We start from the raw sequence: 14979 nt of genomic DNA, 5'->3' as shown, positions 1-14979 counted from the left end.
CCGTGTCCCGTCCTGGACTGTCAGAGATTGGCTTCGGCAAACTCCGCCAGGACCGAGCGGGGTACACCCTGCAGGTGGATGTGGGCGCCATGGCGGAAGCCCTTGAAGCGCTCGGTCATATAGGTGAGGCCAGAACTCAGGGCGCTCAGATAGGGTGTATCGATCTGCGCAAGGTTGCCCAGACAGATTACCTTCGAGCCATTACCTGCCCGGGTAATAATGGTCTTGATCTGGTGCGGCGTCAGGTTCTGGGACTCGTCTATGATGATCAGGCTGTGCTGGAAACTGCGGCCCCGGATGTAATTCATGGACTTGAAGTGCAGGGGTACCTTGCTGAGGATGTAGTCGACGCTGGCGGTCATGTTCTCGTCGTCTTCGTGGAGCGCTTCCAGGTTGTCGACGATGGCGCCCAGCCAGGGCTCCATTTTTTCAGCCTCGGTGCCGGGCAGGAACCCGATGTCCTCATCCAGCCCCTGGGTGGAACGGGTGGCGATAATGCGCTTGTAAAGCTTGCTGGCCACGGTCATCTCGATACAGGCGGCCAGGGCCAGGATGGTTTTACCGGAACCGGCAGAACCGGTGAGGTTGACCAGATGGATATCCGGGTCCAGAAGCAGGTTCAGCGCCATGGCCTGATAGATGTCCCGGGGTACCAGCCCCCAGACTTCCTCGTTCATCAGGTCGTGCTGATGCAGATCCTTGATGATCACCTGGGTGTCTGAAAGGTCTACCACCTTGCCGACAAAGCCCATTTCATCGATCACAAACTCATTGATGTTGAGCTTTGCCAGTTCTCCCTCGCGCTTGAGGATGTGTTCGGTGGTGCCTTCCCGCTGAACGGTCTCTACTTTCTCGATGGTGTCCCAGAAAGAGTTTGGAAATTCCCGATAGCCCTTGGGCAGAAGATCAATGTCATCAAGCAACTGGTCGTTGTGGTAGTCCTGCGCCTCCACGCCAAAGCCTCGCGCCTTCAGGCGCATATTGATGTCCTTGGACACCAGGATAATATCCCGGGACTTGTGGCGGTTCTGGAGCGCGGCCAGGGTATTGATGATCTTGTTGTCGTTCAGGTGCTCGGGCAGCGAGTGGTTGCCGCTGTCACCGGTGCTCATCAGGATCGAAAGACTGCCCAGGGGCTCGGCCTTCTTGCCACGTACAATGGGTACACCCTTTTCGATGACTTTCGGGCTGGCATCGCCCAGCAACTTGTCGATGTTGCGAATCGCCTGCCGGCAGTCAGCGGCCACGGCTTGCTTGCCGGATTTGAGGCTGTCGAGTTCTTCGAGGACCGTCATCGGGATGATGACATCGTGTTCTTCAAAGTTGAGGAGGGCGTTCGGGTCGTGGATCAGGACGTTGGTGTCGAGGACGTACATCTTTCTGCGAGCTTGCGGTGCTCTGGGCATAGGTGGCGCTACCTCTCTGGTGGCTCAGTCGTTATCGGCGCAGCGTTGCGTGAGTTCCTCATCCGAGATCACTTTCAGCATATCGTAAGTCGTTATGATGCCGGTAATTTTTGAATCATTGGTGACAAAGATCCGGTGCAGGTGCTCGCGCATCATGATATTGGCAATGTCGCGCACCGGCGTCTTCTCGTCAACAGATAAAACGATCGGGGTCATGATGTCACGAACTTCTACCGGCACCTTTCCCATTTCTTCAAAGATTACCATCCGCAGACGACGGGCTTCCTCGCGTTCCTCTGGTGTCAGATGCCTGTCGGCATCGGAGCGAGTGGCGTTCCAGCGGAATTCGGTGATGTCTTTCAGAGTGGCAATACCGACAATCTCGCCATCGTCGTCGGTGACAGGGCTGCCGGTTATTTCGTTGTCGGTGAGAAAGCGTGCCAGGCGGTCCATGGTCCAGGATTGGGGAACGGCCTTTATACTGGGTGTCATGATCTCGTAGGCGAGAACGGTCATTGATCTGGGCTGCCTTATGAAGTCCTTTCCGAAAGCTTAGCGCGTGATCCCTTGCGCGTCATCCCTTCACAGGTCTGACGGGTCAGGAACCGGGCGGACTGATGCCAATGAGTTGGCCATCCTCATCGTAGACCAGTTGATAGCCGCGATACCTGTCCCGGTTGGCAACGCGTTCCAGCTCTTCCATGGAGCGCACCGGAATATCCACCAGCAGCGAGTTCACCAGCCATCCCGGAAGTGAGCCATTGGGATCCGTGTGCTGAACCCAGACCATCCTGGTTTTGTCTCCTTCCGGGGTGAAACGGTACAGGGTGTCGGACCGGTCGACCCTGACCCGGCTGCTGCTCTCTGCCCGCTGATCGGGCATAGCGTTGAGATCCATGACAATCTCACCAGAAGCCCGGTCGCCCCGCGTCCGGATGCGCAGCACATAGTCCCGGTCGGTCACCGGCCATGGCATGTCATTCACCGAATAGGCAAAGCGATCATGGAACTCGCCATCGCCGAAGGCATAGGATTCAGAACAGTTGTGCACCCACTCAACACAGGAGCCGGGATTGGCCATGACGGCCATCAGGTTTTCGATGGGTGCATCGAGAACCGCCACGGCCTTGAAGGCCTTGAAGCTGGAGTCAGGCTGCTCGATGGTATACACCCGGATATGATCGGCTTCCTTTCGCAGTGTCCATTCCTCGCTGGTTTCATTGGGCAGTTCAGCCCGGGCGCTGGCGGCAACGGCAAATACCAGCAGTGCACAGACCAGCCCGCTGATGACCGAGGCCCAGCCCGTAATGCCATGGGCTATGCTCTTCCTCATAGGGTACACTTCCTTGCAGATGGTCGGCCGAGTCTAGCATGAGGCTTTTACTGGCATGGCCACAGAAACAGTGGATTGTGAACCAGGTAGCGACCCGCTGATACGATTCACCGAATTGGCCTGATCTGACGACGACAATGACCATGGAAAAGCTGATCAACGGCAAAGGGCAGATAGTTCCCGGGGTGCTGGATGAACCGGTCAAAGAGATTAACTATCTGGACTATGACCTACGCACGGTGATGGATCGCCCCCGCTCACGGCTGGCCAGGCGCTGGCGCTTCAACCAGTTCCAGTTTGTCAGCGCCATGGGCCCGGGATGGGTGTTTGGCCTGGCGGTGGTGGATCTGAAACTGCTCGGAAGCGGGTTCTTCTACATTTACGATTTCGAGACCGGCCAGATGATGGAACAATCGTTCCTTCAGCCACTGGCCAGGCAAACCCGCATCGAACCACTGCCTGAGGAAGGCGTGGCAACGTTCAGCAAAGGCGAGGTAGACGTGCGAATCGCGCCAACGGTTGATGGCCGGACGATTACGGTGTCTGCCCCCGGTGATATCCGTATCGAGCTTACCCTGAATGAGGATCGGGATCCGCTCCGGCTGGTGTGTCCGGCCGGTTACAATGGCTGGGTGTTTACCCGCAAGTCGGCGGGCTTGCCGGTGGAAGGGGAAGTGCGCTGGGATCATCGTATCTGGCGCTGCGACGAGCAGACCCGGGGCACCGTGGACTGGAGTTGTGGCTTCATGCGCCGGGAAACGGCCTGGAACTGGGCTTGTCTAGCGGGTCAGCTTCCGGATAGCCGATCTCTGGGACTGAACCTCGCAGCCGGAGTCAATGAAACCGGTATGACAGAAAACGCGCTTTGGCTGGATGGTGTCTGCCACAAACTGGGGGCAGCACAGTTCCGTTTTGATCGCTATCAGCCGGGCAGTGACTGGCATGTGACCACAGAGGATGGTCGGGTCGATCTGCATTTTGTTCCGGCCGGCGTGCGCAAAGAGAAACTGGATGCCTGGGTGTTGGCGTCCAACTTCCGGCAGTACGTGGGCACGTTCAATGGAACGGTGACGGATGAGGCTGGAAGGAAAATCGAGGTCAAAGGTCTGCGGGGCCTGATGGAAGACCACTTTGCGAGATGGTAAGAGATGGCCTGTCCCGCGGCGGACAGGCCAGATCCAAAGCTTTATCGCTCGGGCAGCGTGACGTTCAGTTCCAGAACCGAACAACTTTCGTTGCGGTCCACTTCCACCTGAACCATATCGTCGCTGATCTGAACGTACTTGCGGATGACCTCGAGCAGCTCCTGCTGAAGCTGGGGCAGGTAATCCGGCTGCTCGCGCTGGCCGCGCTCGTGAGCCACGATGATCTGCAGGCGCTCTTTGGCCACGCTGGCGGTGTTCTTCTTTTTACCCTTGAAATAATCGAGGAAACTCATCCCTTAGCCCCCCTTGAACATCCGTGAGAAGAAACCCTTCTTCTGGGCGGTCATGAAGCGGTGCTCCCGCTCCTCGCCCAGCAAGCGTGCGACTGCGTCTTCATAGGCCTGGCCGGCATCGCTGTCCTCTTCGAGGATGACGGGCAGACCCTGGTTCGACGCATTCAGTACAATCTGGCTTTCCGGGATGACACCCAGAAGTGGGATCGCAAGGATCTCTTCTACGTCTGCCACGGACAGCATCTCGCCCTTTTCAACCCTGGCCGGGTTGTAGCGGGTCAGAAGCAGGTGTTCCTTGACCGGATCCTGGCCCATTTCGGCACGGCGGGACTTGCTCTGCAGAATGCCCAGAATGCGGTCGGAATCCCGGACCGAGGACACCTCGGGATTGGTGACCACAATCGCCTCATCGGCGTAATACAGCGCCATCAGCGCGCCATGCTCAATGCCGGCGGGGGAGTCGCAGACGATGTAATCGAAGGTCTCGGAAAGCTCGTTGATGACCTTTTCGACGCCATCTTTGGTCAGTGCTTCCTTTTCCCGGGTCTGGGAGGCCGGCAGGATGTAGAGGGTATCGACCCGCTTGTCGCGGATCAGGGCCTGGTTCAGGGAGGCCTCGCCCTGGATCACGTTGACGAAGTCGTAGACCACACGACGCTCGCAGTTCATGATCAGGTCCAGATTGCGCAGACCCACGTCAAAATCGATGACTACTGTCTTGTGGCCCCGTTTGGCAAGGCCGGTGCTGATCGAGGCGCTGGTGGTGGTTTTGCCAACGCCGCCCTTTCCTGAGGTAACGACAATGATTCTAGCCAAGGTTCTGTTCCTGTTTCTCGGTGGATTCGTCGTGTCTGCCGAATTATCCGGTCAAGTTATTGTATTCAGCTCCAATATCAGGCCTTGTCCAGTGGCGTTACCACCAGCAGGTCGTCCCTGAGCTGGATTTGCACAGCGCTTTTCCAGCCATTGTCCTGAAGATCTTCGGAGATTTTATAGTGTCCCGCGATGGACACAAGCTCCGCCTCGAGGGATTGGCAGAAAATTCGTGCGGACTCTGCACCATGGATGCCGGCCAGCGCCCGGCCCCGCAGTGGGCCGTAAACATGGATGTTACCTGCCGCCAGCACTTCGGCGCCGGCCTGTACCGGCGCCAGAATAACCAGGTCACCTTCCGGAGCGTGGATCTGTTGGCCTGACCGCACCGGCTGGGAGATGATTTTGGCCGGAGGTGGGTCACCGGCAGCGTTTGTCGAGGCCGCAACAACTGCCGCTTCCGCTTCGTCCGCGGCCGCCTGTTCGGCTTCATGGGTGCGGTCCCGCTGGCCGTTCCCCGGCAGCAGTGCCAGTGCGGCGCCCCGGGCGAGCCGACGCTGGTCGTCGGTACCACCGCGAACGCCAATGACGTGGATGTTATTGCGCCGACAGGTACCGATGATCTTGAAGAAATCCAGTTCACTGTCCAGCCCCTGGTATTTCTCGAGACTGATGATGAGCGGAATGTCCTTGAAGAACCCGGGTGCCTGGTTGATCTTGTCCCGTAGCACGTCTTCGAACTCGCCATCGTCAAAATAGTAGAGCTCCAGGGCTGTCATGGACACGCTGGCGCTTTTTAGCTGAAAACCCTGTTTTACCCCGGAGGTGGCGGTATCGCTCATGAAGGAGTCTCTTCCCTGGTCACGTTGTCGGTTGGGTTTGGGCGCTGCCGGAGCGGCACGCCTTCGAATCGGATGCCTGACCATCCGGTGCTGATGAACTGGCGGATGTTGCCATGGCTTTCGCCCGTCGGGTCGTCCAGAACCTGCTGATAGTGCTCGGCAAAAAGTTTGAGCGTGTCCACTTCGCTCAGGTTGCAGTACTGGCCCAGCCCAAAGATGCGGCAGGACCCGGCATTCTCGCCCTCTGCATTCACCAGCGGGCCGTTGCGAAAGCCGCACGGCTGGTACTCAAAGTGCTGTTCGATCAGGTCAAGGGAATCTTTGAAGCTGGCGTGGCCAGCGTCCAGGGATGCCAGGTGAATCCTTACGGCATCGTTTACGCTCATTATTTGTGGTCCTGCTTGGGGCCGGTCTGATAGAGCGACTTCCAGTCCTCATAGGGCATGCCATAAATCTCTTCCCGGGCCTGGGGATCAGAAATCTCGAAGCCCCGCTCATCCGCTTCTGCCCGATACCATTTCGACAGGCAGTTTCGGCAGAAACCCGCCAGGTTCATCAGGTCGATGTTCTGCACATCGGTGTTTTCGCGCAGGTGTTTGACCAGGCGCCGGAAAGCCGCGGCTTCAATTTCGGTGCGTTCTGCTTCGGGAATCGGGTTGCTCATAATGGCCTCGCAATGGTTGATGCGCCGTTTATCGGGGTTCCTGACATTCTCTGCATGTTAGCTTAAGATACAAGGCTGTATAAATGTACAGAGACTCGACGCGAGCCCCCTGATTATGCCACAACGCAAGATCATCCATGTGGATTGTGACTGCTTCTACGCGGCCGTGGAGATGCGGGACGACCCCAGCCTCCGGGAGGTGCCGCTGGCAGTGGGCGGTGATGGTGGACGGGGCGTGGTAACTACCTGCAATTACAAGGCCCGAGCTTATGGTGTGCGTTCGGCGATGCCCGGCAGCGAGGCACGTCGCCTTTGCCCGGGCCTGGTGACCGTCCCGACGGATATGGGACGCTACCGGGCGGTCTCACAGCAGGTGATGGCGATCCTGCGGGAAATGACGGATCTGGTGGAACCGCTCTCTCTGGATGAAGCTTTTCTGGACGTTTCCGATGTGACCGATCACAAGGGCAGCGCTACGCTAATGGCCCGACACCTACGGGAGCGGGTACGCAGGGAAGTGGGTATTACCATTTCCGCCGGCGTGGCGCCCAATAAATTTCTCGCCAAGATCGCCAGCGACTGGGAAAAGCCGGACGGGCTCTTTGTGATCCGCCCGGAGGACGTTGAAGGTTTCGTGCAGGGATTGCCGGTGGAAAAGCTGTTCGGGGTAGGGCAGGTGACGGCCTCGAAACTCCACGCACTGGGGGTCAAGACCTGCGGGGACATGCAGGCGCTTGGGGCTGATGTGTTAATCGAGCGCTTCGGAAAGCAAGGCTACCGCCTCCACGAGATGGCCCACGGCCGGGATGACCGGGCCGTCGTGGTGTCGCGGATCGCCAAGTCGGTCAGCGTCGAGCGAACCTTTTCGCAGGATTTGCCCGATATGGCCGCCTGCGAGACCGTCATGGCCTCACTGGTTGCGGATCTCAATCTCCGGCTGTCGCGAAAGGCCCGCAGGAAACCGATCCATAAGCTCTTTATCAAGATCCGCTACAGTGATTTTTCTACCCATACATTGGAGCGGGTTCGGGAGCAGGTTAAAGAGCCGGCTCTTGAGGATTATCTCCCGCTTCTTGCAGAACTGGTAACCAACCGTGAGCGGCCGGTGCGGCTGCTGGGTCTTGGTGTGCGTTTTCGCAATGATGACGCCCCTGTTACCCAGTTGCGTTTGTTTGATTAGAAGTGCAGCCAGCTCATGGCCATGTAACCCATCAGCCCGCCGATCAGGGCGCCCGCAGCGACGTCGCTGGGGTAGTGCAGCCCCAGGACCACCCGTGATGCGGCAACACTGAGGGTGAAGGGGAGTACGATCAGCGCGAGCGCCGGCTCGGCCACGCCGAGCATAACCTGGAAGCAGGCGGCGTGAAGTGTGTGGCCAGAGGGAAAACTGTAACGGTCCAGCGGTGGCGTACCACAGTTGATGGCCGGGAAGGATATGAATGGTCGCTCCCGTATAAGCCAGCGCTTGAGCAGCTTGTAGTTGAGGGTACAGGTGAGGCCGGTCAGCGCCATAAGCAGCGCCAGGCCCGGGCCCGATGCTGGGTAGAGAAAGGGGATGGACAGGATCAGGGCATACCAGAACCAGCCGTCTCCCAGTCGGCTTACCAGCCGGAAATAACCGAGAGCTGGCCGAAAACGAACAGCGCGGTTGATAGACTGGCAGAAAGCGACTTCCCGCTGGTCTGCCAGATCAAAGAAGCGAGACGCTTTGCTTGTTGATGCCACGGTATCCGGCCTTTGCGGTTTGGTTGAAAACCAGTTGTTCAAACTGTTCGATCTGCGAATTCCAGCTCTGTTCCAGGGCGTCCAGTCTTGCCTGGGCCCTGATCCGGTTCAGCAGGGTGGGCTGATCGGCCAGTCGGAGTGCACTGTCCACGTAAGCCTCGTCCTGATCCAGCGGCACCTTCATGCCGTTTTCCTCGTGGCGGATGTGTTCGGCTGCTGCCGCGTCGTCAAAGCTGACAACACCCAGGCCGCTGGCCATGGCCTCCAGTACCACGTTGCCAAAGGTGTCGGTCTTGCTGGGAAACAGGAGCAGATCGCCCGAGGCATAATGTCGGGCCAGGTCGTCTCCCCGCCGGGTGCCGCAGAACACGTAATCGGGGTGGCGCTCGGCCAGTTGACGCCGAAGCGGGCCGTCGCCAACGAGGATGAACCTTGCCTGGGGATGAAGGCCGCGGATGCGTTCAAAGCAGGCGACCGCCATGCGCAGGTTTTTCTCCGGCGCGAGCCGACCCACATAAAGGATGGCGCGGTCATTGGCCTGCAATCCCCAGGATTCTCGTAGTGCGCTGTCACGCTTATGGGGCGTGAAGCGGTGACAGTCCACGCCCCGACTCCAGAGCCCGGTAGCCGGGATGCCCATGGCCCTTGTCGCCTGCTGCATTTTTCGGGTGGGTACCAGGGTGATGGCGGTTCGATTGTGGAACCACCGGCCGTAGAGACACAGTAAACGCTCGAGTATTCCAACGCCATAATATCGGCTGTAGCTGTGGAAGTTGGTGTGGAAACCGGAGCTCACCGGAATGCCGATCTGACGCGCCGCTGATGTGGCGGCGACGCCCAGTGGACCCTGGGTGGCAACGTAGAGAGCATCGGGGCGGTCTGCGACCAGGAGCTTTTTCAGGTGGCTGGTTCGGGCCAGGCCAAAGCGCAGGTCCGCGTAGCCGGGTAGAGGCAATCCGGTCACCACATGTTCACGGGTGAACAGGGCTTCGCCGGCACTGGCGAAGTGGCCCTTGCGCTCATGTTGCTGTCGCGGCCGTATAACCGTCACCCGGTGTCCACGCTGCATCAGTCCTTGGCACAGATGCCTGAGCGTGTTTGCCACGCCATTGATTTCCGGCGGAAAAGTCTCCGAAACAATGGTAATGTGTTGTTGACGCCGGTTGGCCTGCATGGTCTCGGTCACGGTGTTTCCTGTGCTTCCTTTGACATGCCCCTACTATGAAAAGCTGGCATGACAGTTATGCGACACTCCCGTGACATTCCCTTTACCCGTTAACCGAACCGAATCGGAGACGATATGCAAACGAGAAAGCTTGGCAAGACGGATCTCGACGTTACCCTGATTTGCCTGGGTACCATGACGTGGGGCGAACAGAACACCGAAAAGGAAGCGTTTGAGCAACTGGATTATGCTGTGAATCAGGGCATCAACTTTATTGATGCCGCCGAGATGTACCCGGTGCCGCCACGGGCGGAAACCCAGGGGTTGACCGAGACCTATCTGGGAAACTGGCTTGCCAGTAGAGGCAAACGCAACGAACTGGTGATTGCCTCCAAAGTAGCGGGGCCGGGCAATGGCCTGAAGTACCTGCGTAATGGCCCCCGCCTTACCCGCGATCACATTCATGAAGCCTGCGACGCCAGCCTCAAACGCCTGCAGACGGATTACATCGACCTTTACCAGGTGCACTGGCCGGATCGCAGCACGAATTTTTTCGGCAAGCTTGGCTATGAACACAACCCCGAGGAGTCCTTCACGCCCATCGAGGAAACCCTTGAGGCACTGGATGAACTGGTGCGCTCTGGCAAGGTGCGGCACATCGGGCTGTCCAATGAGACACCCTGGGGCACTATGGAGTACCTCCGCCTGGCTGCCCAGAAGGGCTGGCCGAGGGTGGCCAGTATCCAGAATCCTTATAATCTCCTGAATCGTTCATTCGAGGTGGGGATGGCGGAAATCGCCCACCGGGAGCAGACCGGCTTGCTGGCTTACTCGCCCCTGGCCTTTGGCATGTTGTCTGGCAAATACCTCGGCGGAAAGTGGCCGGAAAAAGCCCGAATGACCCTCTACGAACGTTTCAGCCGCTATACGAGTGGTCGTGGTATGGATGCCACCCGGGCTTACGTCGAGCTGGCCCGTGAAAACGGCTTGTCCCCTGTTCAGATGGCGCTGGCGTACGTTAACAGCCGCAGTTTCGTAACCAGCAATATCATCGGTGCCACGACCATGGAGCAGTTGCGGGAGAACATCGGGTCGGCGCAGATCTCTCTTAGCCCATCAGTACTCGAAGCCATTGAGTCTATCCATCAGGAGTTCACTTATCCCTGTCCCTGAGTTCGCTGGTTTTCGGCTTTCACCTCCGGTCATCAGGCTCTGGCCGGAGGCGCTGTTACACTCTGAAATATCGGGGATCATAAATTGACAAAAACATGCTGATCTCGTGACAAAAAGTCGGCGTCTTTGTGTGCAGATTCACATCTTTCCGGCCTGTAATCATTAGACTTAAGCCTAAGGTATCCGTAGACTCCCGTGTCGGAAAAAAGGTCTCAGGCAGTGTCATGATTATTCGCATCTTTGTCGCATTACTCGCTCTCAATCTCGTTGCTTTCGTCGTTCGCGCCGAAGCGTCCGAGCGCGTATTCGAGCAGGTCGAGAGCACGACAACCAGCGAGCAGATCTTCGAAGTGCAGGAACGGGTATCCGGCGATTTCGAAGAGGACAGTTCTGACGCCTTTACTGAAATCGGTTCCCGCTTGCTGAGCCTGACGCTTACCCGTTCCAAGCACTCCGGCAAACACTACGCATCTGATCCGGCACAGGCTGACCATGGCGTTGCACTTCTGAATGAGGGCGCCTGCCTGAATCTGAAGTGGAACTTCTGAAACTCAAACCCCTGTTCTTCAGCCCCTGACTCCCCCAAATCGGACAAACCGCAGAATCATGATCTGGCGCATTGTCTGTGTCCGATCGACGTGTGATCATCGCCGCTAGTGCCCCGTCTGGTTAATTCGCTGACCTACTGAGCCACTGAGAGCCTTGAGAGCAAGGCGCGATGGCGAAGGTTTGGTGGTTCCAAATCGAGTCAGCGCAACGCTGCTATCAAGGCTCTCAGTGGCTCCCGGAGGGCGCGGCGCTGAGGCCCCTGGCCGGTGTTGCCAGCACTTGATGGGGAGCCACCACACCTGCGCGCTGGCGCCTTGGCCAGGGGGCTCAGCGCCACGCAGTAGGTCAGCGAATTAACCAGACGGGACACTAACATGCTGATTAGCCGATAAGGAGCTTGGTAATGGCGGGTGATAGAGGGCAGTTATCGAATGATGTGAATGCCTGCGTTGATGAGGTGATTCGCCGGGTTGGCAAGGAAATCACACTGGGGTTGCCGCTCGGGCTCGGGAAGCCGGTCCGCTTCGTGAACGCGCTGTACCAACGGGCCAAGGACGATCCGGAAATTCGTCTGCATATTGTGACGGCGCTGTCGCTGTTGGCGCCAAAGGGTGGTTCCTCACTGGAGAAGCGCTTCATGGGGCCATTTGTAGAGCGCCTCTATGGTCGAATCCCGGAACTGGCCTATGCCCGTGATGTCTCCGCCAATCGCCTTCCCCATAATGTGCAGGTCTCGGAATTCTTCTTCAAGGCCGGTAGTTACCTGAACAATCGTTCCCAGCAACGGCATTATGTTTGTACCAACTACACCCACGCTGTTCGCGATCTGATGGCTGTTGGGGTCAACGTGGTCGCCCAGATGGTGGCGCCAGGCGAAGCCCACGGACAGCCAGGGCTAGTCAGCCTGAGTTGCAATCCTGATCTGACCCTGGACCTGATTCCGCTGCTGCGGGAGCGGGAAGCAGCCGGCTCGCCGGTTGCTCTGGTGGCCGAGATGAACAAAAACCTTCCCTGGCTAGGACATCATGCGGCCATCGAGGCAGACCGGTTCGATGTGCTGCTGGATCAACCCTCCAGTGATTACCCGCTGTTCTCGGCCCCCCAGATGTCGGTCAGCCCGGAAGACCACATGATCGGGTTTTATGCCAGTACCCTGCTAAAGGATGGAGGCACCCTTCAGGTTGGTATCGGCTCACTGGGCGCTGCTCTGGTCCACAGCGCGATTCTTCGGCACAGTCACAACGATGCCTGGCGGAAAGTGTTTGATCATCTGAACGTTGACCAGAAGTTTCCGGTGGTCAGGGAAGATGGTGGCACGGGGCCCTTCGAAAAGGGGCTATATGGTTGCAGCGAAATGATGGTGGATGGTTTTCTGTACCTGATGCAGGAAGGCATACTCAGCCGTGAAGTGTATGATCATGCTGGTCTTCAGGCGTTGCTCAATCGTGGTGACATCAGCGAGGAGGTTTCGCTTGCGACGCTGGATGTCCTGCGGCGGGAGAAGCTGATCGATAGCCCACTCCGGGCAAAGGATGTCCATTGGCTCGCACGGCATGGGATTTTCCGGGAGTCCGTTGAATTCAAGGGCGGCCGCCTACGGGTTGGAGACCAGTCGGTGGAGGGTGACCTGGATAACCCGGAAGCCCGAGAGGCCATCGAAACGCTGATTCTTGGTGAGCGGCTGACTGGCGGTATCGCCATGCACGGCGGTTTTTACGTTGGTCCTGAGCAGTTTTACCAGTACCTCCGCGAGATGAACGACGAGCAGCGTGCAAAAATTTGCATGACCAGCGTGAATTTCATCAACCACCTGTACGATCACCCGTTTGGTGACCAGAAGCTGAAAGCCGCGCAGCGCGTTCATGGCCGCTTTATCAATTCGGCCATGATGTACACCCTCAACGGCGCCGGAGTATCGGATGGCCTTGAGGATGGCCGTGTGGTCAGCGGTGTTGGCGGTCAGTACAACTTCGTTGCCATGGCCCACGAGTTGCCGGGCGCCCGTTCGATCCTGTCGCTGCGTAGCACTCGCTCATCCCACGGCAAGGTGCTTTCCAATATTGTCTTCAATTATGGTCATTGCACCATTCCCCGGCACCTGCGGGATATTGTGATCACCGAGTACGGAATTGCTGACCTGAGGGGGCAGTCCGACGAGCAGGTTTTCCTTCGGCTGATCCGCATTGCCGACTCCCGGTTCCAGCAGGAACTCCTGAAAAAAGCCCAGAAGGCAGGGAAGGTGGATCCCGGGTTCAAGCTGCCTGCCGACTGGTGTAACAACACGCCGCAAGCAATTCGGCGCGCTGTTGCGGCTGCGGGGGATGCCAGCCTGTTCCCGCCGTTCCCGTTTGGCAGGGACTTTACCGACGAAGAGCTGACGTTGGGGAAAGCCCTTAAGGGGCTCAAGGCCGCAACGGCCACTCGTCGTGGTAAACTGTCGACTCTGTTACAGGCCCTCCGGGCCCGGGATGACGAAGGCCGTTACGGGGCCCTGCTTGAGCGCATGGGCCTGAGCAACCCTTCAGGATTGCGGGACAAGCTCGATCAGCGACTGGTTATTCATGGCCTGCAACAGCTCGAAACACCACCGGATACAGGAAACTCGAAAACCTGATGACAGCTTCACAAGCAAGACCCGACGTTTTTACCGTTCACTACGTACTGAAAAACAAGATCGGCGAGCTGGTTGATACTTCCGAAGGCAGTGAGCCCCTGCATTTCGTCTACGGCAGCCCCGAGATTATTGAAGGGATTCAGCAGGCGGTGAAAGACCGCAATGTTGGGGATTGCTTGGAGGTAACGGTGCCGCCCGCCATGGCGTATGGCGAACACAAACCGGAGTTGGTGCGCAAGGTGCCGCGCTCATTGTTTGAAGGCATCGAAAACCTGCAGATAGGCATGAAGTTCCAGACCAACACCGGCGATGAAGCCCAGATCGTGCAGGTTGTCGGGATCGACGGCAATCTGGTGAAAGTGGATGCCAATCACCCGCTGGCGGGCTTCACCCTGTACTTCGATCTGGAGATCGTTGGCCGTCGTGAAGCGACGGAAGATGAGGTAGCCCAGGGTCGTCCCCTGTTCTGAGGAAATCTGTTGCCGGCTCGTCGTACTCGCCGCTGTATATCCGAGTCAGGCCGTCGAGAACGGTTTCTCGCAGGCGAGTGGCCAGTTCACCGGTTGGAGTCTGGTCCGACGGAGAAACCGGTGCGTGGAAGACAACGTCGACCCGGGCAGAGGGCTCTCTGAGCATTCTCAGAAGATGGCAGTGGAACTCATCGTCACCAATGAAGGGCGCCAGATGATCAGGTCGCCCGTTTCTGCGATAGGCGATAGTCACTGGCTGCACTGGCGTTCTGCTTTCCGGCGCGGCCTTGAGTAACAGGCCGTGGAACGGCAATACGGTCAGACCCGCGCTGGTGGTCCCCTCCGGGTATACCAGGACATTCTCTCCGGCCTGTAAATTCTCGATAATCTGGTTCCGAACGCGGCGGGCCTGTCCGCCTCCCCGCCGTATGAAGAGTGTGCCGGCCTGTTGTGCCAGCCAGCCTATGACCGGCCACTGGCCGACCTCCGCTTTCGACAGGAACCGAATCGGTGCCAGGCTTCCCAGAATCGGAATATCTGACCAGCTGATGTGGTTGCTGACCAACAGAACGGTATCGTCGGAAGGTGAGCCGTGCTGGTGTATATCCAGTCCCAGGCACCGGCAGGCCCACCGGAAACAGAATCTGGCCCAGGGTGTCCGATCGATGGCTTTCCGGGTAACCACTTCAGTGATCCGCAAACCGGCGGCCAGCATCGTGGTGGCTGCCAGAAAAGCCACAAAGGCAGTGATTCGAACGCAGAGTCTCAGCCAGCTCATCTCCCAGAC

The 14979-nt window shown here is 58.2% G+C and carries 17 protein-coding genes; 6 read left to right on the top strand and 11 right to left on the bottom strand.

Annotated elements, in window-relative coordinates; all coding sequences use genetic code 11:
* Window positions 1-20: 20 nt before the first annotated feature.
* The 3 genes from WA411_RS14700 to WA411_RS14690 all read right to left on the bottom strand — a co-directional run bounded on the left by WA411_RS14700 (window position 21) and on the right by WA411_RS14690 (window position 2739).
* Window positions 21-1406 carry a PhoH family protein gene (locus WA411_RS14700; RefSeq protein ID WP_205632665.1) on the bottom strand — a complete coding sequence of 462 codons (1386 nt, stop codon included), beginning with the start codon at window positions 1404-1406 and terminating at the stop codon, window positions 21-23.
* 24 nt (window positions 1407-1430) lie between these two features.
* Window positions 1431-1922 (bottom strand): CBS domain-containing protein, encoded by a 492-nt coding sequence (locus tag WA411_RS14695; RefSeq protein ID WP_008176308.1) that lies wholly within the window; start codon window positions 1920-1922, stop codon window positions 1431-1433.
* Window positions 1923-2004: 82 nt separating this feature from the next.
* Entirely contained in the window at window positions 2005-2739 is a 735-nt protein-coding gene (locus WA411_RS14690; RefSeq protein WP_291909915.1) for an START domain-containing protein, read from the bottom strand.
* A 137-nt stretch (window positions 2740-2876) separates the two neighbouring features.
* On the opposite strand from WA411_RS14690, the gene WA411_RS14685 reads away from it, so the two are divergent.
* The gene (locus WA411_RS14685; RefSeq protein ID WP_291909917.1) at window positions 2877-3884 is read left to right on the top strand and encodes a DUF2804 domain-containing protein; all 1008 of its coding nucleotides are present in this window, start codon (window positions 2877-2879) and stop codon (window positions 3882-3884) included.
* A 41-nt stretch (window positions 3885-3925) separates the two neighbouring features.
* Here the strand turns inward: WA411_RS14685 and minE are convergent, their stop codons facing one another.
* The 5 genes from minE to WA411_RS14660 form a co-directional block, all read right to left on the bottom strand.
* Window positions 3926-4177, bottom strand: a complete 252-nt coding sequence (gene minE, locus WA411_RS14680) for a cell division topological specificity factor MinE (protein WP_291909919.1) — start codon at window positions 4175-4177, stop codon at window positions 3926-3928.
* Window positions 4178-4180: 3 nt separating this feature from the next.
* Entirely contained in the window at window positions 4181-4993 is an 813-nt protein-coding gene (gene minD, locus WA411_RS14675) for a septum site-determining protein MinD (RefSeq protein WP_291909921.1), read from the bottom strand.
* A gap of 77 nt (window positions 4994-5070) precedes the next feature.
* Window positions 5071-5832, bottom strand: a complete 762-nt coding sequence (gene minC / locus WA411_RS14670) for a septum site-determining protein MinC (protein ID WP_291909923.1) — start codon at window positions 5830-5832, stop codon at window positions 5071-5073.
* The gene (locus tag WA411_RS14665) at window positions 5829-6218 is read right to left on the bottom strand and encodes a HopJ type III effector protein (protein WP_291909925.1); all 390 of its coding nucleotides are present in this window, start codon (window positions 6216-6218) and stop codon (window positions 5829-5831) included. The genes minC and WA411_RS14665 overlap by 4 nt, the downstream gene beginning before the upstream one ends.
* Window positions 6218-6496: a DUF1244 domain-containing protein gene (locus tag WA411_RS14660; protein ID WP_291909927.1), complete on the bottom strand. Its 279-nt coding sequence runs from the start codon at window positions 6494-6496 to the stop codon at window positions 6218-6220. The genes WA411_RS14665 and WA411_RS14660 overlap by 1 nt, the downstream gene beginning before the upstream one ends.
* Before the next feature lie 115 nt (window positions 6497-6611).
* Between WA411_RS14660 and dinB the strand changes: the two genes are divergently transcribed.
* Entirely contained in the window at window positions 6612-7676 is a 1065-nt protein-coding gene (gene dinB / locus WA411_RS14655) for a DNA polymerase IV (protein WP_291909929.1), read from the top strand.
* On the opposite strand, the gene WA411_RS14650 is transcribed toward dinB, so the two are convergent.
* Window positions 7673-8221 carry a phosphatase PAP2 family protein gene (locus tag WA411_RS14650; RefSeq protein WP_291909954.1) on the bottom strand — a complete coding sequence of 183 codons (549 nt, stop codon included), beginning with the start codon at window positions 8219-8221 and terminating at the stop codon, window positions 7673-7675. The genes dinB and WA411_RS14650 overlap by 4 nt on opposite strands.
* Window positions 8187-9395: a glycosyltransferase family 4 protein gene (locus WA411_RS14645; RefSeq protein WP_291910012.1), complete on the bottom strand. Its 1209-nt coding sequence runs from the start codon at window positions 9393-9395 to the stop codon at window positions 8187-8189. Before WA411_RS14645 ends, WA411_RS14650 begins: the two co-directional genes overlap by 35 nt.
* 126 nt (window positions 9396-9521) lie before the next feature.
* Here WA411_RS14645 and WA411_RS14640 point away from each other — a divergent pair, with 126 nt between their 5' ends.
* The 4 genes from WA411_RS14640 (at window position 9522) to WA411_RS14625 (ending at window position 14192) form a co-directional block, all read left to right on the top strand.
* Window positions 9522-10559, top strand: a complete 1038-nt coding sequence (locus tag WA411_RS14640) for an NADP(H)-dependent aldo-keto reductase (protein ID WP_291909956.1) — start codon at window positions 9522-9524, stop codon at window positions 10557-10559.
* A gap of 224 nt (window positions 10560-10783) precedes the next feature.
* Window positions 10784-11107, top strand: coding sequence for a hypothetical protein (locus WA411_RS14635; RefSeq protein ID WP_291909958.1), 324 nt, complete (start codon window positions 10784-10786; stop codon window positions 11105-11107).
* Between the two features lie 404 nt (window positions 11108-11511).
* Window positions 11512-13722: an acetyl-CoA hydrolase/transferase C-terminal domain-containing protein gene (locus WA411_RS14630; protein WP_291909960.1), complete on the top strand. Its 2211-nt coding sequence runs from the start codon at window positions 11512-11514 to the stop codon at window positions 13720-13722.
* A complete protein-coding gene (locus WA411_RS14625; RefSeq protein ID WP_008176279.1) occupies window positions 13722-14192 on the top strand; it encodes an FKBP-type peptidyl-prolyl cis-trans isomerase in 471 nt (156 codons plus the stop codon). The genes WA411_RS14630 and WA411_RS14625 overlap by 1 nt, the downstream gene beginning before the upstream one ends.
* Here the strand turns inward: WA411_RS14625 and WA411_RS14620 are convergent.
* Window positions 14110-14970 (bottom strand): lysophospholipid acyltransferase family protein, encoded by an 861-nt coding sequence (locus WA411_RS14620; protein ID WP_291909963.1) that lies wholly within the window; start codon window positions 14968-14970, stop codon window positions 14110-14112. The two genes, WA411_RS14625 and WA411_RS14620, sit on opposite strands and share 83 nt — an antisense overlap.
* Window positions 14971-14979: the final 9 nt, after the last annotated feature.

Origin of the sequence: Marinobacter sp. CH_CUG1437-1, from assembly GCF_037029655.1 — a bacterium.
In the GTDB taxonomy this organism is placed as follows: domain Bacteria; phylum Pseudomonadota; class Gammaproteobacteria; order Pseudomonadales; family Oleiphilaceae; genus Marinobacter; species Marinobacter salsuginis.
Note: the sequence above shows the minus strand (reverse complement) of the source record. Positions and strands in the feature narration are given on the sequence as shown.